Source organism: Streptomyces sp. NPDC006384 (assembly GCF_042870695.1).
Classification (GTDB): Bacteria; Actinomycetota; Actinomycetes; order Streptomycetales; family Streptomycetaceae; genus Streptomyces.
On record NZ_JBIAHR010000021.1, the window covers coordinates 1 to 21,041 of the forward strand.

General features: G+C 70.8%; 21 protein-coding genes and 1 pseudogene. 13 read left to right on the forward strand and 9 right to left on the reverse strand.

The features are described 5' to 3' along the window. Positions 1-393, forward strand: a pseudogene (locus ACFYOJ_RS25780) (glucose-6-phosphate isomerase); the annotation flags it as partial. 90 nt (positions 394-483) lie between these two features. Here ACFYOJ_RS25780 and pgl read toward each other — a convergent pair. From pgl to tkt, 5 genes are read right to left on the reverse strand one after another with little or no spacing between them, the layout of a single operon-like run. After that, positions 484-1,266: a 6-phosphogluconolactonase gene (gene pgl, locus ACFYOJ_RS25785; protein ID WP_356554985.1), complete on the reverse strand. Its 783-nt coding sequence runs from the start codon at positions 1,264-1,266 to the stop codon at positions 484-486. Beyond that, the gene (gene opcA, locus ACFYOJ_RS25790) at positions 1,263-2,318 is read right to left on the reverse strand and encodes a glucose-6-phosphate dehydrogenase assembly protein OpcA (protein WP_356554987.1); all 1,056 of its coding nucleotides are present in this window, start codon (positions 2,316-2,318) and stop codon (positions 1,263-1,265) included. The genes pgl and opcA overlap by 4 nt, the downstream gene beginning before the upstream one ends. Next, positions 2,315-3,838: a glucose-6-phosphate dehydrogenase gene (gene zwf, locus ACFYOJ_RS25795; protein WP_356554989.1), complete on the reverse strand. Its 1,524-nt coding sequence runs from the start codon at positions 3,836-3,838 to the stop codon at positions 2,315-2,317. The genes opcA and zwf overlap by 4 nt, the downstream gene beginning before the upstream one ends. A 3-nt stretch (positions 3,839-3,841) precedes the next feature. Next, positions 3,842-4,960: a transaldolase gene (gene tal, locus ACFYOJ_RS25800; RefSeq protein WP_356554990.1), complete on the reverse strand. Its 1,119-nt coding sequence runs from the start codon at positions 4,958-4,960 to the stop codon at positions 3,842-3,844. Positions 4,961-4,994: 34 nt separating this feature from the next. Then, positions 4,995-7,082: a transketolase gene (tkt, locus tag ACFYOJ_RS25805; protein WP_356554992.1), complete on the reverse strand. Its 2,088-nt coding sequence runs from the start codon at positions 7,080-7,082 to the stop codon at positions 4,995-4,997. A 373-nt stretch (positions 7,083-7,455) separates the two neighbouring features. Between tkt and ACFYOJ_RS25810 the strand changes: the two genes are divergently transcribed. The 3 genes from ACFYOJ_RS25810 (at position 7,456) to ACFYOJ_RS25820 (ending at position 10,128) form a co-directional block, all read left to right on the forward strand. Continuing rightward, a complete protein-coding gene (locus ACFYOJ_RS25810) occupies positions 7,456-8,409 on the forward strand; it encodes a heme o synthase (RefSeq protein ID WP_356554993.1) in 954 nt (317 codons plus the stop codon). Positions 8,410-8,592: 183 nt separating this feature from the next. Next, a complete protein-coding gene (locus tag ACFYOJ_RS25815; protein WP_356554994.1) occupies positions 8,593-8,925 on the forward strand; it encodes a hypothetical protein in 333 nt (110 codons plus the stop codon). A 66-nt stretch (positions 8,926-8,991) separates the two neighbouring features. Beyond that, positions 8,992-10,128: an amidohydrolase family protein gene (locus ACFYOJ_RS25820; RefSeq protein WP_356554996.1), complete on the forward strand. Its 1,137-nt coding sequence runs from the start codon at positions 8,992-8,994 to the stop codon at positions 10,126-10,128. 51 nt (positions 10,129-10,179) lie between these two features. On the opposite strand, the gene ACFYOJ_RS25825 is transcribed toward ACFYOJ_RS25820, so the two are convergent. From ACFYOJ_RS25825 to ACFYOJ_RS25840, 4 genes are read right to left on the reverse strand one after another with little or no spacing between them, the layout of a single operon-like run. Continuing rightward, complete coding sequence (locus ACFYOJ_RS25825) at positions 10,180-11,190, reverse strand: COX15/CtaA family protein (RefSeq protein WP_356555209.1); 1,011 nt, start codon at positions 11,188-11,190, stop codon at positions 10,180-10,182. Between the two features lie 54 nt (positions 11,191-11,244). Further along, the gene (locus ACFYOJ_RS25830; protein ID WP_356554998.1) at positions 11,245-12,018 is read right to left on the reverse strand and encodes an ABC transporter permease; all 774 of its coding nucleotides are present in this window, start codon (positions 12,016-12,018) and stop codon (positions 11,245-11,247) included. Further along, a complete protein-coding gene (locus ACFYOJ_RS25835) occupies positions 12,015-12,938 on the reverse strand; it encodes an ABC transporter ATP-binding protein (RefSeq protein ID WP_356554999.1) in 924 nt (307 codons plus the stop codon). The genes ACFYOJ_RS25830 and ACFYOJ_RS25835 overlap by 4 nt, the downstream gene beginning before the upstream one ends. A 31-nt stretch (positions 12,939-12,969) precedes the next feature. Further along, positions 12,970-13,782 (reverse strand): AAC(3) family N-acetyltransferase, encoded by an 813-nt coding sequence (locus ACFYOJ_RS25840; protein ID WP_356555001.1) that lies wholly within the window; start codon positions 13,780-13,782, stop codon positions 12,970-12,972. A gap of 160 nt (positions 13,783-13,942) precedes the next feature. Here ACFYOJ_RS25840 and ACFYOJ_RS25845 point away from each other — a divergent pair, with 160 nt between their 5' ends. The 9 genes from ACFYOJ_RS25845 (at position 13,943) to ACFYOJ_RS25885 (ending at position 20,945) form a co-directional block, all read left to right on the forward strand. Then, positions 13,943-14,674 carry an ArsR family transcriptional regulator gene (locus ACFYOJ_RS25845; RefSeq protein ID WP_356555002.1) on the forward strand — a complete coding sequence of 244 codons (732 nt, stop codon included), beginning with the start codon at positions 13,943-13,945 and terminating at the stop codon, positions 14,672-14,674. Continuing rightward, the gene (gene sufB, locus ACFYOJ_RS25850) at positions 14,671-16,092 is read left to right on the forward strand and encodes a Fe-S cluster assembly protein SufB (RefSeq protein WP_356555003.1); all 1,422 of its coding nucleotides are present in this window, start codon (positions 14,671-14,673) and stop codon (positions 16,090-16,092) included. The genes ACFYOJ_RS25845 and sufB overlap by 4 nt, the downstream gene beginning before the upstream one ends. 60 nt (positions 16,093-16,152) lie before the next feature. Then, complete coding sequence (gene sufD / locus ACFYOJ_RS25855) at positions 16,153-17,373, forward strand: Fe-S cluster assembly protein SufD (protein WP_388597967.1); 1,221 nt, start codon at positions 16,153-16,155, stop codon at positions 17,371-17,373. Continuing rightward, positions 17,370-17,687, forward strand: a complete 318-nt coding sequence (locus ACFYOJ_RS25860; protein ID WP_351140629.1) for a non-heme iron oxygenase ferredoxin subunit — start codon at positions 17,370-17,372, stop codon at positions 17,685-17,687. The genes sufD and ACFYOJ_RS25860 overlap by 4 nt, the downstream gene beginning before the upstream one ends. A gap of 7 nt (positions 17,688-17,694) precedes the next feature. Further along, positions 17,695-18,459 (forward strand): Fe-S cluster assembly ATPase SufC, encoded by a 765-nt coding sequence (sufC, locus tag ACFYOJ_RS25865; RefSeq protein ID WP_356555004.1) that lies wholly within the window; start codon positions 17,695-17,697, stop codon positions 18,457-18,459. Beyond that, positions 18,456-19,712: a cysteine desulfurase gene (locus tag ACFYOJ_RS25870; protein ID WP_356555006.1), complete on the forward strand. Its 1,257-nt coding sequence runs from the start codon at positions 18,456-18,458 to the stop codon at positions 19,710-19,712. Before sufC ends, ACFYOJ_RS25870 begins: the two co-directional genes overlap by 4 nt. A gap of 17 nt (positions 19,713-19,729) precedes the next feature. Then, complete coding sequence (gene sufU, locus ACFYOJ_RS25875) at positions 19,730-20,200, forward strand: Fe-S cluster assembly sulfur transfer protein SufU (RefSeq protein WP_356555007.1); 471 nt, start codon at positions 19,730-19,732, stop codon at positions 20,198-20,200. Continuing rightward, entirely contained in the window at positions 20,197-20,529 is a 333-nt protein-coding gene (locus ACFYOJ_RS25880; RefSeq protein ID WP_009187969.1) for a metal-sulfur cluster assembly factor, read from the forward strand. The genes sufU and ACFYOJ_RS25880 overlap by 4 nt, the downstream gene beginning before the upstream one ends. Before the next feature lie 95 nt (positions 20,530-20,624). Further along, positions 20,625-20,945, forward strand: coding sequence for a multidrug efflux SMR transporter (locus ACFYOJ_RS25885; RefSeq protein ID WP_356555009.1), 321 nt, complete (start codon positions 20,625-20,627; stop codon positions 20,943-20,945). Positions 20,946-21,041: the final 96 nt, after the last annotated feature.

Below are 21,041 nucleotides of genomic sequence, written 5' to 3' on the forward strand. Positions count from 1 at the left end.
AAGGCCCAGCACGACCTGCTGATGGCCAACTTCTTCGCCCAGACCCAGGCCCTCGCCTTCGGCAAGACACCCGACGAGGTCCGCGCCGAGGGCGTCCCGGAGGAGCTGGTCCCGCACAAGACGTTCAAGGGCGACCACCCGACGACCACGATCCTCGCCCGCGAGCTGACCCCGTCCGTCCTCGGCCAGCTCGTCGCCCTCTACGAGCACAAGGTGTTCGTCCAGGGCGCGGTGTGGGACATCGACTCCTTCGACCAGTGGGGCGTCGAGCTCGGCAAGGTGCTGGCGAAGCGGATCGAGCCGGCGCTCACCGAGGGAGCGGAGGTGGAAGGGCTGGACGCCTCCACGAAGGCACTGGTGGGAGCGTACCGGGAGCTGCGCGGACGGGCGTGAGCACGCACGCAGAAGGGGCGGCGAGGGTTTTCCCACCCTCGCCGCCCCTTCCTGCCCCCGGCGTCGCGCTCCCAGGGCCGGTCCGGCTCCCTAAGCCGACGCCGGCGGGTACAGCGACCTCGGCAGCTGGGACGCCGCCGCCGTGTCCAGCAGCCACAGGGTGCGGGACCGCCCCCGCGCCCCGGCCGCCGGGGCCTGGATCTCGCCCGCGCCCGACAGGGCCATCGCCACCGCGTTCGCCTTGTCCTCGCCCGCCGCCAGCAGCCAGACCTCACGGGCCGTGCGGATGGCCGGCAGGGTCAGGGAGACACGGGTGGGCGGCGGTTTGGGGGAGCCGTGGACGCCGATCACCGTGCGCTCCGCCTCCCGTACGCCCGGGTGCTCCGGGAACAGGGACGCCACGTGCGTGTCCGGGCCGACGCCCAGCAGCAGGACGTCGAAGGACGGCACCGCCGCGTGGTTCTCGGGCACGGCGGCGTCCGCCAGCTCCTTCGCGTACGCCGCCGCCGCGGCCTCCACGGAGCCGTGCGGACCGTCGGACGCAGGCATCGCGTGCACCCGCTCCGGGTCCAGCGGCACCGAGTCCAGGAGAGCCTCCCGGGCCTGGGTGACGTTCCGCTCCGGGTCGCCCTCGGGCAGGTAGCGCTCGTCGCCCCACCACAGGTCGATGCGGCTCCAGTCGACGGCGTCCCGGGCCGGGGAGCCGGCGATCGCGGCCAGCAGGCCGTTGCCGTTGCGGCCGCCGGTGAGGACCACGGACGCCGAGCCCCGGGAGGCCTGCGCGTCCACGATCTTCGTGATCAGCCGGGCCGCCGCGGCCTCGGCCATCAGCTCCTTGTCCCGGTGCACCACCAGCTGGGGAGTGTCGCTCATTTCGCCGCCGCCTTCCTCACCGGTGCCTTCTTCCGCGCCGCGTCCTTCGCGGGTGCCTTCGCCGCCGTCTCGACGGGGGCGGGCACCGCGACGGGCTCCTCGCCCGCTTCCCCTCCGGTCGCGGCCGCGGTGTTCAGCCGGTCCACTCCGAAGCGCAGCGCAGAGGCGTAGGTGTCGTCCGGGTCGAGGCGCCGCAGCTCCTCGGCGATCAGCTCGGCCGTCTCGCGGCGCTTGAGCGCCACCGCACGCGCCGGCTGGCCCTGGATGGACAGGGTCGCCAGCGTGCCGTCGGCCCGGTCGAGCACCACGGGACCGCAGTCGGTGTCCATGCGGACCGCCGTCAGGCCCGGGCCGCTCGACGGTGTGCGCCGGACCGGGACGCCCAGCCGGTCCGCGAGCCACATCGCCAGCAGCTCACAGCTCGGGTTGTACTCCTCGCCCTCCACCTCGACGGCCTGCACCTGGCAGTCGACCTGGTCCAGGGCCGCCGCGAGCATCGAGCGCCACGGGGTGATGCGGGTCCAGGACAGGTCGGTGTCGCCGGGCGTGTAGGCGTCGGCGCGGGCCGTCAGCTCGCGTATCGGCTCCTCGCAGGCGTAGGTGTCGGTGACCCGGCGCTGGGCCAGCGCGCCCAGCGGGTCCCCGGCCGGGTCCAGCGGCGCGTTCACCGGCCACCAGACGACGACGGGCGCGTCCGGCAGCAGCAGCGGCAGCACCACCGACTGGGCGTGGTCGACGACCTCGCCGTACAGCCGCAGCACCACCGTCTCGCCGGTGCCCGCGTCGGCGCCGAGGCGGACCTCGGCGTCCAGCCGGGACCGGGTGCGGTCCCGGGGCGAGCGCGAGACGCGCTTGATGACGACGAGCGTGCGCGAGGGGTGCTCGTGCGCGGCGTCGCTCGCGGCCTTCAGCGCGTCGTAGGCGTTCTCCTCGTCGGTGACGATGACCAGCGTGAGCACCATGCCGACGGCCGGCGTGCCGATCGCCCGGCGGCCCAGCACCAGCGCCTTGTTGATCTTGCTGGCCGTGGTGTCCGTGAGGTCTGTCTTCATGGCCGGCGCCAGCTCCGTCCGTCTCGCTCGAGCATCTCGTCGGCCTCGACGGGCCCCCAGGTGCCGGCCGGGTACTGGGCCGGGGTGCCGTGGGTGTCCCAGTACTCCTCGATCGGGTCGAGGATCTTCCAGGACAGCTCGACCTCCTCGGTGCGCGGGAAGAGGTTCGCGTCGCCCAGAAGGACGTCCAGGATGAGCCGTTCGTACGCCTCGGGGCTGGACTCCGTGAAGGACTCGCCGTACGCGAAGTCCATGGACACGTCCCGGATCTCCATCGACGTGCCCGGCACCTTGGAGCCGAAGCGGACGGTGACGCCCTCGTCGGGCTGGACGCGGATGACGATCGCGTTCGAGCCGAGTTCCTCGGTGGCCGTCGTGTCGAAGGGGGAGTGCGGGGCCCGCTGGAAGACCACCGCGATCTCGGTGACCCGGCGGCCGAGCCGCTTGCCGGTGCGCAGGTAGAAGGGGACGCCCGCCCAGCGGCGGTTGTCGATGCCCAGCTTGATCGCGGCGTAGGTGTCGGTCTTCGACTTCGGGTCGATGCCCTCTTCCTCCAGGTAGCCGACGGCCTTCGCGCCGCCCTGCCACCCGGCCGCGTACTGGCCGCGCACCGTGTCCCGGCCCAGGTCCGCGGGCAGCCGGACCGCGCCGAGGACCTTCGTCTTCTCCGCCGCCAGCGCGTCCGCGTCGAAGGAGGACGGTTCCTCCATCGCGGTCAGCGCGAGGAGCTGCAGGAGGTGGTTCTGGATGACGTCGCGGGCGGCGCCGATGCCGTCGTAGTAGCCGGCCCGGCCGCCGATGCCGATGTCCTCGGCCATGGTGATCTGCACGTGGTCCACGTAGGACCGGTTCCAGATCGGCTCGAACATCGTGTTGGCGAAGCGCAGCGCCAGGATGTTCTGGACGGTCTCCTTGCCCAGGTAGTGGTCGATGCGGAAGACCTGGTCCGGGGCGAAGACCTCGTGGACGATCGCGTTGAGCTCCTCGGCCGACCTCAGGTCGTGGCCGAAGGGCTTCTCGATCACCGCGCGGCGCCAGGAGCCGCCCGACTGGTCGGCCAGCCGGTGCTTCTTCAGCTGCTGGATGACCACGGGGAAGGACTTGGGCGGCACCGAGAGGTAGAAGGCGAAGTTGCCGCCGGTGCCCTGCGCCTTGTCGAGCTCCTCGATGGTGGCGCGCAGCCGCTCGAACGCCTCGTCGTCGTCGAAGGTGCCCTGGACGAAGCGCATCCCCTGGATGAGCTGCTGCCAGACCTCCTCGCGGAACGGCGTACGGGAGTGTTCCTTGACGGCGTCGTGCACGACCTGGGCGAAGTCCTCGTGCTCCCAGTCGCGGCGGGCGAACCCGACGAGCGAGAAGCCCGGCGGCAGCAGACCCCGGTTGGCGAGGTCGTACACGGCGGGCATGAGCTTCTTGCGGGACAGATCGCCGGTGACGCCGAAAATGACCAGACCCGACGGCCCCGCGATACGCGGGAGCCGTCGGTCTGCGGGGTCACGCAGCGGATTGCTGCTTGACAATTCCTAGCCCTCCGAGGGAGCGAGGCGCTTGAGCTCCGCCTCCGTCGACTTCAGCAGGTCGTTCCAGGCGTCCTCGAACTTCTCGACGCCCTCCTTCTCCAGGAGCTGGACCACCTCGTCGTAGGAGATGCCGAGCTTCTCCACGGCGTCGAGGTCGGCGCGGGCCTGCTCGTAGGTGCCGGCGACGGTGTCGCCGGTGATCTCTCCGTGGTCCTCGGTGGCGAAGAGCGTCGCCTCCGGCATGGTGTTCACCGTGTTGGGTGCGACCAGGTCGGTGACGTACATGGTGTCGCTGTACGCCTTGTCCTTGACGCCGGTCGACGCCCACAGCGGACGCTGCTTGTTGGCGCCGGCCTTCTCCAGGGCCGCCCAGCGGTCGGAGGAGAAGACCTCCTCGTACGCCTGGTAGGCGAGGCGCGCGTTGGCGACGGCGGCCTTGCCGCGCAGCGCCTTGGCCTCGTCGGTGCCCAGCGCGTCGATCCGCTTGTCGATCTCGGTGTCCACGCGGGACACGAAGAAGGACGCCACGGAGTGGATCTCCGACAGGTCCAGGCCGCGCTCCTTGGCCTTCTCCAGGCCGGTCAGGAAGGCGTCCATGACCTTGCGGTAGCGCTCCAGCGAGAAGATCAGCGTGACGTTGACGCTGATGCCCAGGCCGATGGTCTCGGCGATCGCCGGGATGCCGGCCTCGGTCGCCGGGATCTTGATCAGCGTGTTGGGCCGGTCCACCAGCCAGGCGAGCTGCTTGGCCTCGGCGACCGTCGCCTTGGTGTCGTGCGCGAGGCGCGGGTCGACCTCGATGGAGACCCGGCCGTCCTTGCCGCCGGTGGCGTCGAAGACGGGGCGCAGGATGTCGGCGGCGTCACGGACGTCCGCCGTCGTGATCATCCGGATGGCTTCCTCGACCGTGACCCGGCGGGCGGCGAGGTCGGAGAGCTGCTGGTCGTAGCCGTGGCCCTCGGAGATCGCCTTCTGGAAGATCGACGGGTTGGTGGTGACGCCCACGACGTGCTGCTGGTCGATCAGCTCGGCGAGGTTGCCGGACGTGATCCGCTTGCGCGACAGGTCGTCCAGCCAGATCGCGACGCCTTCATCGGAGAGGCGCTTGAGTGCGTCTGTCATGGAAAATACATCTCCTACGTGTCGTATACGAGCGTCAGCGCTGGGCTGCGGCGATCGATTCCCGCGCCTTGGCGGCCACGTTCTCGGCGGTGAAGCCGAACTCCTGGAAGAGCAGCTTGCCGTCGGCCGAAGCACCGAAGTGCTCCAGGGAAACGATGCGGCCGGCGTCCCCGACGTACTTGTGCCAGGTGAGACCGATACCGGCCTCGACCGCGACACGGGCCTTCACGGACGGAGGCAGGACGCTCTCCCGGTACCCCTGGTCCTGCTGCTCGAACCACTCGACGGACGGCATGGACACCACCCGGGTCGGCACACCGTCGGCCTGGAGCGCCTCACGGGCCTCCACCGCCACGTGCACCTCGGAACCGGTGGCGATCAGGATGACCTCGGGCTCGCCGCCCTCCGCCTCGAACAGCACGTAGCCGCCCTTGGCCGCGTCCTCGTTGGGCTCGTACGTCGGCACGCCCTGACGGGTGAGCGCCAGACCGTGCGGCTGGCCCTTGCCGAACTCCTTCGTCCAGCGGCGCAGGATCTCGCGCCAGGCGATGGCGGTCTCGTTGGCGTCGGCCGGGCGCACGATGTTCAGGCCCGGGATGGCGCGCAGCGAGGCCAGGTGCTCGACCGGCTGGTGGGTCGGGCCGTCCTCGCCCAGGCCGATGGAGTCGTGCGTCCACACGTAGGTCACCGGCAGGTGCATCAGCGCGGACAGGCGCACCGCGTTGCGCATGTAGTCGGAGAACACCAGGAAGGTGCCGCCGTAGATGCGGGTGTTGCCGTGCAGCGCGATGCCGTTCATCTCCGCGGCCATCGCGTGCTCGCGGATGCCGAAGTGGATGGTGCGGCCGTACGGGTCCGCCTCGGGCAGCGGATTGCCCGCCGGGAGGAAGGACGACGTCTTGTCGATGGTCGTGTTGTTGGAGCCGGCCAGGTCGGCGGAGCCGCCCCACAGCTCGGGGATGACCCCGCCGAGCGCCTGGAGGACCTTGCCGGAGGCGGCACGCGTGGCGACACCCTTGCCGGTCTCGAAGACCGGGATCTTCTCCTCCCAGCCCTTGGGCAGCTCACCGCGCGCGATGCGGTCGTACTCGGCGGCGCGCTCGGGGTTGTTGTCCCGCCACTGCTGGTAGGACTTCTCCCACACGGCGCGGGCGGCCTCGCCGCGCTCCAGGGCCTTGCGGGTGTGCGCGATGACCTCGTCGGAGACCTCGAAGGTCTTCTCCGGGTCGAAGCCCAGGACGCGCTTGGTGGCCGCCACCTCGTCGTCGCCGAGCGCCGAGCCGTGCGCGGCCTCGGTGTTCTGCGCGTTCGGGGCGGGCCAGGCGATGATCGAGCGCATCGCGATGAAGGACGGCCGGTCGGTGACCTTCTTCGCCGCCTCGATCGCGTCGTACAGCGCGGCCGGGTCCAGGTCGCCGTCGGGCTTCGGGGCGACGCGCTGCACGTGCCAGCCGTAGGCCTCGTAGCGCTTGACGGTGTCCTCGGAGACGGCGGTCTCGGTGTCGCCCTCGATCGAGATGTGGTTGTCGTCCCACAGCAGGATCAGGTTGCCGAGCTTCTGATGGCCCGCCAGGGAGGACGCCTCGGCGGAGATGCCCTCCTGGAGGCAGCCGTCACCGGCGATGCAGTAGATGAAGTGGTCGAACGGGGACTCGCCCTCGGCGGCCTCCGGGTCGAACAGGCCGCGCTCGTAGCGGGCGGCCATCGCCATGCCCACCGCGTTGGCGACACCCTGGCCCAGCGGGCCGGTGGTCGTCTCCACGCCCGTGGTGTGGCCGTACTCCGGGTGACCCGGGGTCTTGGAGCCCCACGTCCGGAAGGACTTCAGGTCGTCCAGCTCCAGGCCGAAGCCGGCCAGGTAGAGCTGGGTGTAGAGGGTCAGGGACGAGTGGCCGGCGGACAGGACGAAACGGTCGCGCCCGACCCAGTTCGCGTCGGCGGGGTCGTGCCGCATCACCTTCTGGAAGAGGGTGTAGGCGGCGGGCGCCAGGCTCATCGCCGTACCCGGATGGCCGTTGCCAACCTTCTGTACGGCGTCGGCGGCCAGAACGCGGGCGGTGTCCACGGCCCGCTGGTCCAGTTCGGTCCACTCGAGGTCTGTGGTGGTCGGCTTGGTGCTCACCCTGAGTCAGGGCTCCTCTCCACATGATCGGATGCCGGTGCACGTGGCGCCCACCGGCTGCCGGCGCATTCGTGCGTCGGCCGGCCGTTGTCGAGCCTACCCCCGTGAGTACGTGCGTTTTTCCCCCGGAAACCAGACTGCCGGGACTCTTCGGGATCCGCCTGCCGACTGGGCTGGACGGCATTCGGCAAGTGAATGCGCGGCCGCTCATCTGACCGCTCAATCGACTCTCCGTATGCACGTCGGAGCGTCCTTCTCAACACGAACGCACCCCCGCGAATGCCGGGGTATGGGCAACGTCTAAAGTGGCGTGGTACGCGCGAGCCTCTTCCGTCACTTCGTACGGGGGGCTTGCTGGGAGTCTCTGTCAGGGGTGTGCGTGACGGCCGTTGAATCCCGTCCTGCGGGGGTAATCGGGACGAGCCAGGGCCCGAGTCACCGGCCGTTCGGGGCCCGTGTCAAGGCGTTCGTGGCGCTGACCAAGCCGCGGATCATCGAGCTTCTGCTGATCACCACCGTTCCGGTGATGTTCCTCGCCGAGCAGGGCGTGCCCGATCTGAAGCTGGTCCTGCTGACCTGCGTCGGCGGCTATCTGTCCGCGGGCGGCGCCAATGCGCTGAACATGTACATCGACCGCGACATCGACGCGCTGATGGACCGCACCTCGCAGCGCCCGCTGGTCACCGGCATGGTCAGTCCGCGCGAGTGCCTGGTCTTCGGCATCACCCTGGCGGTCGTTTCCACGCTGCTGTTCGGCCTCACCGTGAACTGGCTCTCGGCGTGGCTCGCGCTGGGCGCACTCCTGTTCTACGTGGTCGTCTACACGATGATCCTCAAGCGCCGGACCGCGCAGAACATCGTCTGGGGCGGCATCGCGGGCTGTCTGCCGGTGCTCATCGGCTGGTCCTCGGTGACCAACTCGATGTCCTGGGCGCCGGTCGTCCTCTTCGCCGTGATGTTCTTCTGGACGCCGCCGCACTACTGGCCGCTGTCCATGAAGGTCAAGGAGGACTACGCGCGCGTCGGCGTGCCGATGCTCCCGGTCATCGCCTCCAACAAGGTCGTCGCCCGGCAGATCGTCATCTACAGCTGGGTGATGGTCGCCGTGTCGCTGCTGCTGCAGCCGCTGGGCTACACCGGCTGGTTCTACACGGCGGTCGCCCTGCTGGCCGGCGGCATGTGGCTCTGGGAGGCACACGGCCTGCAGAACCGGGCCAAGGCCGAGGTCACGGGCGTCAAGCTCAAGGAGATGCGGCTCTTCCACTGGTCCATCACCTATGTGTCGGTGCTGTTCCTGGCCATCGCGGTGGACCCCTTCCTGCGCTGAGCCCCCTGCGCCGAGCAGACGGCCGTCCGACGGGGGGGGGGGGGGGGGGGGGGGGGGGGGGGCGCGCCCCCCCCCCCGGCCGCCCCCCCGCGGGCGCGCCCGCCCCCCCCCCCCCCCCCCCCCCCCCCCCCCCCCCCCCCCCCCCCGTCGCCGTTCGGGCTACCCGTCGGTAGCATCCTGGGCATGGCAGACACGCAGCAGGTTGACGCGAAGGCCGAGCGCCAGGTGACCCGGCTGGCCCGGCGGATCGACTCCTTCTCCAAGGCGCACGGCGGCGCCGAGGGCCAGGTGGCCTACCTCGGCGAGCGCGGCGCCCGCATCGTCCTCGTCGGCGAGGACGGGAGCTGGGGCGACCTGGTCGCCACCTCCTGGGAGATCGCGCAGAAGGCGGTCGAGAAGGCCGGGATCACCGTCCACGAGGACTTCGACGGCGAGTTCGCCGCCAAGGTCACGACCGGCCCGTACGAGTGGTCGCGCATGGCCGGCATCCAGGTGGGCGGGCCGAGCAACACCTGACGCCGGTTCACCCGTTAGGACCGTAGGAAGCCGCACAGCGCACGGTCCCGACGCGGGGAGCCCCGGATGATCGAAACGCCGTCCCTGGTGGACCAGTACTGCCACGGCGTGCTGCGGACGGAGCTGGGCCTCGGCACCTTCGAGGCCCGGCTGGTCCGCACCGAGGGACCGCCCGCACCGGGCACCACCCTCTTCGACACCCAGACCGGCTTCGCGGTACGCCGCTGGTGCGCGCCCCTGCTCGGTCTGGAACCCCACTGCCCGCCCGCCCACTACCTCGCCCGGCGCCGCGAGCTCGGCGTCCTGGAGACGGACCGCAGGCTGCTGCGCGGCAGCGGCATCACCACCTACCTGGTCGACGCCGGGCTGCCCGGCGACCTCACCGGGCCCGCCGAGATGGCGACGGCCGCGGACGCCGACGCCCACGAGATCGTCCGCCTGGAACTGCTGGCCGAGCAGGTCGCCGACACCTCCGGCACCGTCGAGTCCTTCCTCGCCAACCTCGCCGAGGCCGTGCACGGCGCCGCCGCGCACGCGGTCGCCTTCACCTCCGTCGCCGGGCTGCGGCACGGGCTGGCGCTCGCCCCCGAACCGCCGGGTCCGGGCGAGGTGCGCGGTGCCGCCGCCCGCTGGCTGGCCGGACGCGAGGTCGGCGGCGAGCTCAGCGACCCCGTCCTGCTGCGTCACCTGCTGTGGAGCGCCGTCGCCTCCGGGCGCCCGCTCCAGCTGCACACGGGCCTCGGCGAACCGGGCCTGCGCGTCGACCGCACCGACCCCGTCCTGCTCACCGGCTTCGTCCGGGCCACCGCCGGCCTCGGCACCGACCTGGTCCTGCTGCACGGCCACCCGTACCACCGCCACGCCGCCCACCTGGCCGGCGTCTTCCCCCACGTCTACGCCGACTCCGGCACCGCCCTGGTGCGCACCGGCGCCCGCGCGGAGGCCGTCCTCGCCGAGATCCTGGAGCTGGCCCCCTTCGGCAAGGTCCTCTTCTCCAGCGGCGCCCAGGGCCTGCCCGAGCTGCACGTGGTCGCCGCCCGCCTGTTCCGCGAGGCCCTGGGACGGGTGCTGGGCACCTGGGTGGCCGAGGGAGCGTGGTCCCTGGGGGACGCGCAGCGGGTGGCGGGGATGATCGCGGCGGGGAACGCGGGGCGGGTGTACGGCCTGGAGGCGCCGGCCCCGGCGGGTTCCACCGGGACGTGAGCCCGCTCCGGCCGGTGGTGTGTGAGCCGGGGCCGGCCGGTGCGAGCCCGGTCAGGCCTTGGTGAGCGTCGCCTCCGCCACCACCGGGCCGGGAGCACCGGCCGTCTCCTCCGGCCGCTCGCGCAGCGCCAGCAGCACCCTCAGCGTCGCGATCCACATCACGCACGAGCCGAACATGTGCAGGCCGACCAGGACCTCGGGGAGGTCCGTGAAGTACTGGATGTAACCCACCGCACCCTGCGCGAGCAGCACCAGGAACAGGTCGCGGGTGCGGGCCAGCGGGCCCTTGGGCGCGTCGACGGCCTTGAGCACGAACCACAGGGCGAAGGCCAGCGTCACCACGATCCACGCCAGGACGGCGTGCACCTTGCTGACCGTCTCCCAGTCGACCGGCATCCGCTCGACCTCGCTGGAGTCGCCCGCGTGCGGGCCCGCCCCGGTCACCACGGTGCCGACCGCGATGAGCAGCACGGAGACGACGACCAGGACCCACACCAGCTGCTGGACGGCCTTGCCGGCCAGAGGGCGCGGTGCAGCGTCACCCTCCCGGGTGCGCTGCCACATCACGGTGGCGACCGCGATCAGCGCGGTGGACAGCAGGAAGTGGGCCGCGACCGTGTACGGGTTGAGGCCGACCAGGACGACGATGCCGCCGAGGACCGCGTTGCCCATGACGATCCAGAACTGCGCCCAGCCCAGCCGGGTGAGGCTGCGCCGGTACGGCTTCTGCGACCGGGCGGCGATGATCGCCCAGCCGACCGCGGCGCACAGCACGTACGTCAGCATGCGGTTGCCGAACTCGATGATGCCGTGGAGGCCCATCTCGCTGGTGGTGGTCAGCGAGTCGTCGGTGCACTTCGGCCAGGTCGGGCAGCCGAGGCCCGAGCCGGTCAGCCGTACGGCACCGCCGGTGACCACGATGAGCACGGACATGGCGAGCGCGGCGAAGGCCGCCCGCCGGACCGTCCGGGGATCCGGGGTCCAGCGTGCGGCGATGAAGGCGAGCGGGTTGCGCACGGCGGCTGCGGCGTCGGCGCGGGTCAGGTTCGGCACGCCGTCCATCGTAGGGGGCCGCTTGTGCACGCGTTCACGAGGGTCGGTCCCGGGCATGTGTCCCTACTCCCAGCGGAAGAACTTCCCGGCAGCCGCGAGACCCGCGACCGCCCACACGGCGAGGATCCCGAGGTCTCCCCACGGCATCGAGGCGCCGTGCTGCAGCACGTCCCGCAGCCCGTCCGACAGGGCCGAGATCGGCAGCAGGCCGAGCACGTCCCGCACCGCGTCCGGGAACTTGTCCAGCGGCACGATCACCCCGCCGCCCACCAGCAGCAGCAGGAAGACGAGGTTGGCGGCGGCGAGCGTGGCCTCCGCCTTGAGCGTGCCGGCCATGAGCAGGCCGAGGCCGGAGAAGGCCGCAGTGCCGAGCACCATGAGCAGCAGCACCGGCAGCGGGCCGCCGTGCGGCGACCAGCCCAGCGCGAAGGCGATCACGGTCAGCAGCGCCACCTGGAGCACCTCGGTGACCAGCACGGACACCGTCTTGGCGGTCATCAGTCCCCAGCGCGGCAGCGGCGAGGCGGCCAGCCGCTTCAGCACCCCGTACCGGCGCTCGAAGCCGGTGGCGATGGCCTGCCCGGTGAACGCCGTCGACAGCACGGCCAGCGCCAGGACGCCCGGGGCGAGGAAGTCGACGGCCTCGCCCTCGCCGGTGTCGACGATGTCGACCGAGCTGAACAGCACCAGCAGCAGCGTCGGGATGACCACCGTCAGCAGCAGCTGCTCGCCGTTGCGCAGCAGCATCCTCGTCTCGAGGGCGGCCTGCGCCGCGATCATGCGGCCGAGCGGCGCGGCGCCGGGCCGGGGGGTGTAGGTGCCGGTGGTCGTGGTCATGCGCGCAGTTCCTTGCCCGTGAGCTCCAGGAAGACGTCCTCCAGGGTGTGCCGTTCCACCGAGAGGCGGTCCGGCATCACCCCGTGCTGGGCGCACCAGGACGTCACCGTGGCCAGCAGTTGCGGGTCGATCTTGCCGACGACGCGGTAGGAGCCCGGGGCCGGCTCGGCGACCGAGCTGTCGGCCGGGAGGGCCTTGAGCAGCGAGGCCACGTCGAGACCGGGCCGGCCGGTGAAGCGCAGCGTGTTCTCCGCGCCGCCGCGGCACAGCTCCTCGGGCGAGCCCTGGGCGACGACCCGGCCGGCGTCGACGATCGCGACGTCGTCGGCGAGCTGCTCGGCCTCCTCCATGTGGTGCGTGGTGAGGATCACGGAGACACCGTCGCCGCGCAGGTCCCGTACGAGGTCCCAGGTGGCGCGGCGGGCCTGCGGGTCGAGACCCGCGGTCGGCTCGTCCAGGAACACCAGCTCGGGGCGGCCGACCACGGCCATCGCGAGGGCGAGCCGCTGCTGCTGGCCGCCGGAGAGCCTGCGGTACGCCGTCCGGCCGCACGAGCCCAGTCCCAGCCGCTCGATCAGCGCGTCGACGTCCAGCGGGTGCGCGTGCAGCCTGGCGACGTGGCGCAGCATCTCGTCGGCGCGGGCACCGGAGTAGACGCCGCCGGACTGGAGCATCACGCCGATCCGGGGGCGCAGCGCGGCGGCCTGCCGCACCGGGTCCAGGCCCAGGACGCGGACCGTGCCGGAATCCGGCTTCCGGTATCCCTCGCAGGTCTCGACGGTGGTCGTCTTGCCGGCCCCGTTGGGGCCGAGCACGGCGGTGACACCCGCCCGGGCCACCAGGTCGAGGCCGTCCACCGCGGTCTTCGTGCCGTACCGCTTCACCAGGGCCTGGACCTGGACCACGGGCTCGCTTCGCATGGGTCACGAGTCTAGGTACGCGGGCGGGGGCTCAGACGCGGGGGTGCTCGATGTCCCCCGCACGGGGCCGGTGCACCGGCAGCCACCGCTCGGCGTGGGCGACCGCGTCCGCCAGCGGGAACAGCCGTACGCCGGCCGCGCCGATCCGCCCGCGCAGGACCGGCCGGTCCCGCTCGAAGTCGCGGCCCAGCTCGTCGAACCGCTCCGAGGTGATCGACACCTCGGTCACCCGCTCCCAGCCCGCCGGTCCCGGCCGCCCCACCTCCACCAGCGGGGAGGGGATGCGGTACTCGGCGAGGTGGAAGGCGGTGCACGCCTCGTAGCCCGCCCCCAGCAGCAGCACCCGCGCGCCCATCCTCTCCAGGGTGGCCAGGGGGCTGTGCTCGCCCAGCCGGCAGTCGACGGCGTGGTCCGCGACCACCTCGGCCGCGCGCGGGCCGACGGCCGCGAAGGACGTCTGCGGGTGCGCGCTGCGCAGGGCACCGGGCCAGGTGCGCACGGTCTCGGGGACCACACCGACCCCGCGCGAGGGCGTGATCAGCGGATCGTAGGGCGGCATCGCGGCGCGGACGGTGTCCCACCACTCCTCGGGCACCGGCGGACTGCTCCACAGGGCCGGGTCGGACAGGTCACCGGTCTGGGTGGGGACGACCAGGGTGCCGCCCGGGCCGAGCGCGTCGAGCAGCCCCTGGACGACCGCGACGGGACCTCCGCAGACCCAGCCGAGCGAGCTGAGGGAGGAGTGCACCAGCAGGGTGTCGTCGGACCGGACACCCAGCTCGCGCAGACCGGCGGCGATCATGCCGCGGGTGACGAGAGGGCCGGTCGGGGCGGGTGTCGGCATGCGGGGGAGTCTTGCCGAAGCCGGCCGCGGACGCCAGCGGTCCGATCGGCCGGAGATCGTTTCCGCAGGTCATCTTAGGTATACCTAAGTGACGCAGGGCACCGTCCGGCTGTTCGGACGCGGCTTGCCGGGCCTCGAGGAATTACGCAACAATGGCGTTGTGAAAAACGTTGGCGAGGCTCCGCAGGAGGAACTCGCGACCGGTGAGCGGTCCACCCGCAACCGCGTCGCGCGCTCCATCCTGGACCACGGGCCGTCGACCGTCGCCGAGCTCGCCGGGCGTCTGGGGCTGACCCAGGCCGCCGTCCGGCGCCACCTCGACGCGCTGGTCGCCGACGACGTGGTCGAAGCCCGTGAACAGCGGGTCTACGGCACGCGCACGCGCGGGCGCCCCGCGAAGGTCTTCGCGCTCACCGACTGCGGCCGCGACGCCTTCGACCAGTCGTACGACAAGCTCGCCGTGGACGCCCTGCGCTGGATCGCCGAGCAGGAGGGCGGGGAGCAGGCCGTCGCCGCCTTCGCCCGCGCCCGGATCGCCGCCCAGGCCGGTGCGTACCGCAAGGCGGTCGAGGGCGCCGCTCCCGAGCACCGGACCCAGGCGCTGGCCAAGGCCCTGAGCGCGGACGGGTACGCTGCTACCGCGCGGAGCGCGCCCCATCCTCAGCAGGGTGAGCAGCTGTGCCAGCACCACTGCCCGGTCGCGCACGTCGCGGAGCAGTTCCCGCAGCTGTGCGAGGCGGAGACGGAATTCTTCGCCGAGCTGCTCGGTACGCATGTGCAGCGGCTCGCGACCATCGCGCACGGTGACGGCGTCTGCACCACGTACGTTCCCAAGACTTCCAAGACCACCGATATCGCATCCGCAAGCACGGCCGGGAGGAACCCCGCATGACTCTCCCCACGGAGACTGCTCACCCTGAGCTCGAGGGCCTGGGCAAGTACGAGTACGGCTGGGCCGACTCCGACACGGCCGGCGCCTCCGCCAGGCGCGGCATCGACGAGGACGTCGTCCGGGACATCTCCGCCAAGAAGAACGAGCCGGAGTGGATGACCAAGCTCCGCCTCAAGGGCCTCAAGCTCTTCGAGAAGAAGCCCATGCCGAACTGGGGCTCGGACCTGTCGGGCATCGACTTCGACAACATCAAGTACTTCGTGCGCTCCACGGAGAAGCAGGCGGAGTCCTGGGAGGACCTGCCCGAGGACATCAAGAACACGTACGACAAGCTCGGCATCCCCGAGGCGGAGAAGCAGCGCCTCGTCGCCGGTGTCGCCGCCCAGTACGAGTCCGAGGTCGTCTACCACCAGATCCGCGAGGACCTGGAGGAGCAGGGCGTCATCTTCCTGGACACCGACACCGCGCTGAAGGAGCACCCGGAGCTCTTCAAGGAGTACTTCGGGACCGTCATCCCCGTCGGTGACAACAAGTTCGCCTCGCTGAACAGCGCCGTGTGGTCCGGCGGCTCCTTCATCTACGTGCCGCCGGGCGTGCACGTCGAGATCCCGCTGCAGGCCTACTTCCGCATCAACACGGAGAACATGGGCCAGTTCGAGCGGACCCTGATCATCGTCGACGAGGGCGCCTACGTGCACTACGTCGAGGGCTGCACCGCGCCGATCTACAAGTCGGACTCGCTGCACAGCGCCGTGGTCGAGATCATCGTCAAGAAGAACGCCCGCTGCCGCTACACGACCATCCAGAACTGGTCGAACAACGTCTATAACCTGGTCACCAAGCGCGCCGTGGCGTACGAGGGCGCGACCATGGAGTGGATCGACGGCAACATCGGCTCCAAGGTGACGATGAAGTACCCGGCCGTCTACCTGATGGGCGAGCACGCCAAGGGCGAGACCCTGTCCATCGCCTTCGCGGGCGAGGGCCAGCACCAGGACGCCGGCTCCAAGATGGTCCACATGGCGCCGAACACGTCGTCCAACATCGTCTCCAAGTCGGTGGCGCGCGGCGGCGGCCGCACCTCCTACCGCGGGCTCGTCGAGATCGGCGAGGGCGCCCACGGCTCCAAGTCGAACGTGCTGTGCGACGCGCTGCTCGTCGACACCATCTCCCGCTCCGACACGTACCCCTACGTGGACGTCCGTGAGGACGACGTGTCCATGGGCCACGAGGCGACCGTCTCCAAGGTCTCCGAGGACCAGCTCTTCTACCTGATGAGCCGCGGTCTGAGCGAGTTCGAGGCGATGGCGATGATCGTGCGCGGCTTCGTCGAGCCGATCGCCAAGGAGCTCCCCATGGAGTACGCCCTCGAGCTCAACCGGCTGATCGAGCTGCAGATGGAAGGCGCGGTCGGTTAAGACCCGTCCTTCGCAGCAGTCCCAGATTTCTTGACGCAGGAAGAGAGCAGACCGACAGCCATGGCTGAGGCTCAGAACTCCCCCACCCTCAACTCCGTTCGGGCGGGGGGACCCCCACCCGCGGGTTCCACCACCGCGGGCCAGATCGCGGTGGCCGCCGAGTCGACCGTCGCCACGCGCATGAGCGCCCCCGCGTCCTTCGACGTGGCGGACTTCCCGGTCCCGCACGGCCGCGAGGAGGAGTGGCGGTTCACCCCGCTGGAGCGGCTGCGCGGGCTGCACGACGGCACCGCGGTCGCCACCGGCGACGGCGTGAAGGTCGACATCGACGCCCCCGAGGGCGTAGTCGTCGAGACCGTCGGCCGTGACGACGCGCGCATCGGCCGGGCGGGCACCCCGGTGGACCGGGTCGCCGCCCAGGCCTACTCGGCGTTCGAGAAGGCCGGCGTGATCACCGTCCCCAAGGAGACGGTCCTCACCGAGCCGATCCGCATCGCCGTGCACGGCGAGGGCGGCACCGCCTTCGCCCACCAGGTCGTAGAGCTGGGCCCCTTCGCCGAGGCCGTGGTCGTCATCGACCACACCGGTGACGCGGTGCTCGCCGCCAACGTCGACTACGTCCTCGGCGACGGCGCCAAGCTGACCGTCGTCTCCGTCCAGGACTGGGACGACAAGGCCGTGCACGCCGGCCAGCACAACGCGCTGATCGGCCGGGACGCCTCCTTCAAGTCGTTCCTGGTCACCTTCGGCGGCGACCTGGTCCGCCTGCACCCGCGCGTGACCTACGCCGCCCCCGGCGGCGAGGCCGAGCTGTTCGGCCTGTACTTCACCGACGCCGGCCAGCACCAGGAGCACCGCCTCCTGGTCGACCACAACGTCCCGCACTGCAAGTCCAACGTCGTCTACAAGGGCGCGCTCCAGGGCGAGGACGCGCACGCGGTCTGGATCGGCGACGTCCTCATCGAGGCCGCGGCCGAGGGCACCGACACCTACGAGATGAACCGCAACCTCGTCCTCACGGACGGCGCGCGGGTCGACTCGGTGCCGAACCTGGAGATCGAGACCGGCGAGATCGTCGGCGCCGGCCACGCCTCCGCCACCGGCCGCTTCGACGACGAGCAGCTCTTCTACCTGATGGCGCGCGGCATCCCCGAGATCGACGCCCGCCGCCTGGTGGTCCGCGGCTTCTTCGCCGAACTGGTCCAGCAGATCGGTGTCCCGGACATCGAGGAGCGCCTGATCGCCAAGATCGAGCAGGAGCTGGAGGCGTCGGTCGCATGACCTTCGTACGCGTCTGTGGAGCGGACGAGCTGGAGGAGGACACCCCGAAGCGGGTGGAACTCGACGGCACGCCGATCTCCGTCGTGCGCACCGAGGGCGAGGTCTTCGCCATCCACGACATCTGCTCGCACGCGAACGTCTCGCTGTCCGAGGGCGAGGTCGACGACTGCCACATCGAGTGCTGGCTGCACGGCTCGCGCTTCGACCTGCGCTCCGGCAAGCCCGACAGCCTTCCGGCGACGCGCCCCGTCCCCGTATACCCCGTAAAGATCGAAGGGGACGACGTGCTCGTCTCCCTCACCCAGGAGTCCTGAGGCACCCATGGCAACGCTTGAAATCCGAGACCTGCACGTCACCGTCGAGGCCGACAACGCCACGAAGGAGATCCTCAAGGGCGTCGACCTGACCGTGAAGCAGGGCGAGACGCACGCCATCATGGGCCCCAACGGCTCCGGCAAGTCGACCCTCGCCTACTCCCTCGCGGGTCACCCCAAGTACACGATCACCGGCGGCACCGTCACCCTCGACGGCGAGGACGTCCTGGAGATGTCCGTCGACGAGCGCGCCCGCGCCGGCCTCTTCCTCGCCATGCAGTACCCGGTCGAGGTCCCCGGCGTCTCCGTCTCCAACTTCCTGCGCACCTCCGCCACCGCCGTCCGCGGCGAGGCCCCCAAGCTGCGCACCTGGGTGAAGGAGGTCAAGGAGGCCATGGAGCGCCTCCACATGGACCCCGCCTTCGCCGAGCGCAACGTCAACGAGGGCTTCTCCGGCGGTGAGAAGAAGCGCCACGAGATCCTCCAGCTGGAGCTGCTCAAGCCGAAGGTCGCGATCCTCGACGAGACCGACTCCGGCCTGGACGTCGACGCCCTGCGCGTCGTCTCCGAGGGCGTCAACCGGGTCCGCGAGACCGGCGAGGTCGGCACCCTGCTGATCACGCACTACACGCGCATCCTGCGCTACATCAAGCCCGACTTCGTCCACGTGTTCTCCGCCGGCCGCATCGTCGAGTCCGGCGGCGCCGAGCTCGCCGACAAGCTGGAGAACGAGGGCTACGAGGCATACACGAAGGGTGGCGTATCCGCGTGACACAGCTGCCGGGCCTCCTCGACACCGAGGCGATCCGCAAGGACTTCCCCATCCTGGACCGCCAGGTCCACGACGGCCGGAAGCTCGTCTACCTGGACAACGCGGCGACCTCGCAGAAGCCGCGCCAGGTGCTCGACGCCATCAGCGAGTACTACGAGCGTTACAACGCCAACGTCCACCGTGGCGTGCACGTCCTCGCCGAGGAGGCCACGGCGCTGTACGAGGGCGCGCGGGACAAGGTCGCGGAGTTCATCAACGCGCCCTCCCGCGACGAGGTGATCTTCACCAAGAACGCCTCGGAGTCCCTCAACCTCGTGGCCAACATGCTGGGCTGGGCCGACGAGCCCTACCGCGTGGACCACGAGACCGAGATCGTCATCACGGAGATGGAGCACCACTCCAACATCGTGCCGTGGCAGCTGCTCGCGCAGCGCACCGGCGCGAAGCTCCGCTGGTTCGGTCTCACGGACGACGGCCGCCTCGACCTGTCCAACATCGACGAGGTCATCACCGAGAAGACGAAGATCGTCTCCTTCGTGCTGGTCTCCAACATCCTGGGCACCCAGAACCCGGTCGAGGCGATCGTGCGCCGCGCCCAGGAGGTCGGCGCCCTGGTGTGCGTCGACGCCTCCCAGGCCGCGCCGCACATGCCGCTGGACGTCCAGGCCCTCCAGGCCGACTTCGTGGCCTTCACCGGCCACAAGATGTGCGGCCCGACCGGCATCGGCGTCCTGTGGGGCCGCCAGGAACTGCTGGAGGACCTCCCGCCGTTCCTCGGCGGCGGCGAGATGATCGAGACCGTCTCGATGCACTCCTCCACGTACGCCCCGGCCCCGCACAAGTTCGAGGCGGGCACCCCGCCGATCTCGCAGGCGGTCGGTCTCGGCGCGGCGATCGACTACCTGAACGCGATCGGCATGGACAGGATCCTCGCCCACGAGCACGCGCTGACCGAGTACGCGGTCAAGCGGCTGCTGGAGGTCCCCGACCTGCGCATCATCGGCCCCACCACGGCCGAGGAGCGCGGCGCCGCGATCTCCTTCACCCTGGGCGACATCCACCCCCACGACGTGGGCCAGGTCCTGGACGAGCAGGGCATCGCGGTCCGGGTCGGCCACCACTGCGCACGGCCGGTCTGCCTGCGGTACGGAATTCCTGCGACCACGCGAGCGTCGTTCTATCTGTACTCCACGCCGGCCGAGATCGACGCGCTGGTCGACGGCCTGGAGCACGTACGGAACTTCTTCGGCTGACGGGACGAGCGAATCGCATGAAGCTGGACTCCATGTACCAGGAAGTCATCCTGGACCACTACAAGAACCCGCACGGGCGTGGTCTCAGGGATGGCGACGCCGAGGTGCACCACGTCAACCCGACGTGCGGCGACGAGATCACGCTGCGCGTGAAGTACGACGGCACGACGGTCAGCGACGTCTCGTACGAGGGGCAGGGCTGCTCGATCAGCCAGGCCTCCGCCTCCGTACTGAACGACCTGCTCGTCGGCAAGGACCTCGCCCAGGCGCAGAAGATCCAGGAGACCTTCCTGGAACTGATGCAGTCCAAGGGGAAGCTCGAGCCCGACGACGCCATGGAGGAGGTCCTGGAGGACGCGGTCGCGTTCGCCGGGGTCTCGAAGTACCCGGCCCGGGTCAAGTGTGCCCTGCTGAGCTGGATGGCCTGGAAGGACGCGACCGCCCAGGCACTGGACGGAGCCGACGCCGAGAAGGAGACGACGGCATGAGCGAGACCGTGGAGATGAAGCCGGCCTCGGAGGAGGAGCTCCGCGAGGCCCTGATGGACGTCGTCGACCCCGAACTGGGCATCGACGTCGTCAACCTGGGCCTGATCTACGGCATCCACGTCGACGACGCGAACATCGCGACCGTCGACATGACCCTGACGTCGGCGGCGTGTCCGCTGACGGACGTGATCGAGGACCAGGCCAAGTCCGCCACGGACGGCCTCGTCAACGAGCTGCGCATCAACTGGGTCTGGATGCCGCCGTGGGGCCCGGACAAGATCACGGACGACGGCCGCGAGCAGCTGCGCGCGCTCGGGTTCAACGTCTGAGACACGCTGACGCGTCGTGCGCGGGACGGCGGTGCCCCTCGGGGTGCCGCCGTCCCGGCGTTCTCGGGGCCGGCTCGCTGTGTACGCTCGTACACATGGGTTATCTGCTCCTGGCCGGAGCCATCGCCGCCGAGGTCGCCGGGACCACCGCCATGAAGTACAGCGAGGGCTTCAGCCGCCTGGTGCCGTCCCTGCTGACCGCCCTCGGGTACCTGGTCTCCTTCACGCTGCTCGCCCAGACCCTGAAGACCCTCTCCGTCGGCACGGCGTACGCCATCTGGTCCGGGGTGGGCACCGCGGCCATCGCCACGATCGGGGTGGCCTTCATGGGGGAGGGGATGACCGCCACCAAGGCGGCCGGGATCGCGCTGATCATCATCGGCGTGGTGGTGCTGAACCTGGGCGGGGCGCACTGACGGCCCGGTACCGGCCGAGCCGTCCCTGACCTCGGTGCGGGCCCTTTCCGGCACTGTGGGAGTCTTTGCGGCGCCCGGCACGCGAGACGGCCGCGG

Coding starts and splice junctions, on each gene's coding strand:
- pgl (WP_356554985.1), bottom strand. CDS start 1,266: ATGAGCGACACTCCCCAGCTGGTGGTGCACCGGGACAAGGAGCTGATG.
- opcA (WP_356554987.1), bottom strand. CDS start 2,318: ATGAAGACAGACCTCACGGACACCACGGCCAGCAAGATCAACAAGGCG.
- tal (WP_356554990.1), bottom strand. CDS start 4,960: ATGACAGACGCACTCAAGCGCCTCTCCGATGAAGGCGTCGCGATCTGG.
- ACFYOJ_RS25815 (WP_356554994.1), top strand. CDS start 8,593: ATGGCAGACACGCAGCAGGTTGACGCGAAGGCCGAGCGCCAGGTGACC.
- ACFYOJ_RS25820 (WP_356554996.1), top strand. CDS start 8,992: ATGATCGAAACGCCGTCCCTGGTGGACCAGTACTGCCACGGCGTGCTG.
- ACFYOJ_RS25825 (WP_356555209.1), bottom strand. CDS start 11,190: ATGGACGGCGTGCCGAACCTGACCCGCGCCGACGCCGCAGCCGCCGTG.
- ACFYOJ_RS25830 (WP_356554998.1), bottom strand. CDS start 12,018: ATGACCACGACCACCGGCACCTACACCCCCCGGCCCGGCGCCGCGCCG.
- ACFYOJ_RS25835 (WP_356554999.1), bottom strand. CDS start 12,938: ATGCGAAGCGAGCCCGTGGTCCAGGTCCAGGCCCTGGTGAAGCGGTAC.
- ACFYOJ_RS25840 (WP_356555001.1), bottom strand. CDS start 13,782: ATGCCGACACCCGCCCCGACCGGCCCTCTCGTCACCCGCGGCATGATC.
- sufB (WP_356555003.1), top strand. CDS start 14,671: ATGACTCTCCCCACGGAGACTGCTCACCCTGAGCTCGAGGGCCTGGGC.
- sufD (WP_388597967.1), top strand. CDS start 16,153: ATGGCTGAGGCTCAGAACTCCCCCACCCTCAACTCCGTTCGGGCGGGG.
- ACFYOJ_RS25860 (WP_351140629.1), top strand. CDS start 17,370: ATGACCTTCGTACGCGTCTGTGGAGCGGACGAGCTGGAGGAGGACACC.
- sufC (WP_356555004.1), top strand. CDS start 17,695: ATGGCAACGCTTGAAATCCGAGACCTGCACGTCACCGTCGAGGCCGAC.
- sufU (WP_356555007.1), top strand. CDS start 19,730: ATGAAGCTGGACTCCATGTACCAGGAAGTCATCCTGGACCACTACAAG.
- ACFYOJ_RS25880 (WP_009187969.1), top strand. CDS start 20,197: ATGAGCGAGACCGTGGAGATGAAGCCGGCCTCGGAGGAGGAGCTCCGC.
- ACFYOJ_RS25885 (WP_356555009.1), top strand. CDS start 20,625: ATGGGTTATCTGCTCCTGGCCGGAGCCATCGCCGCCGAGGTCGCCGGG.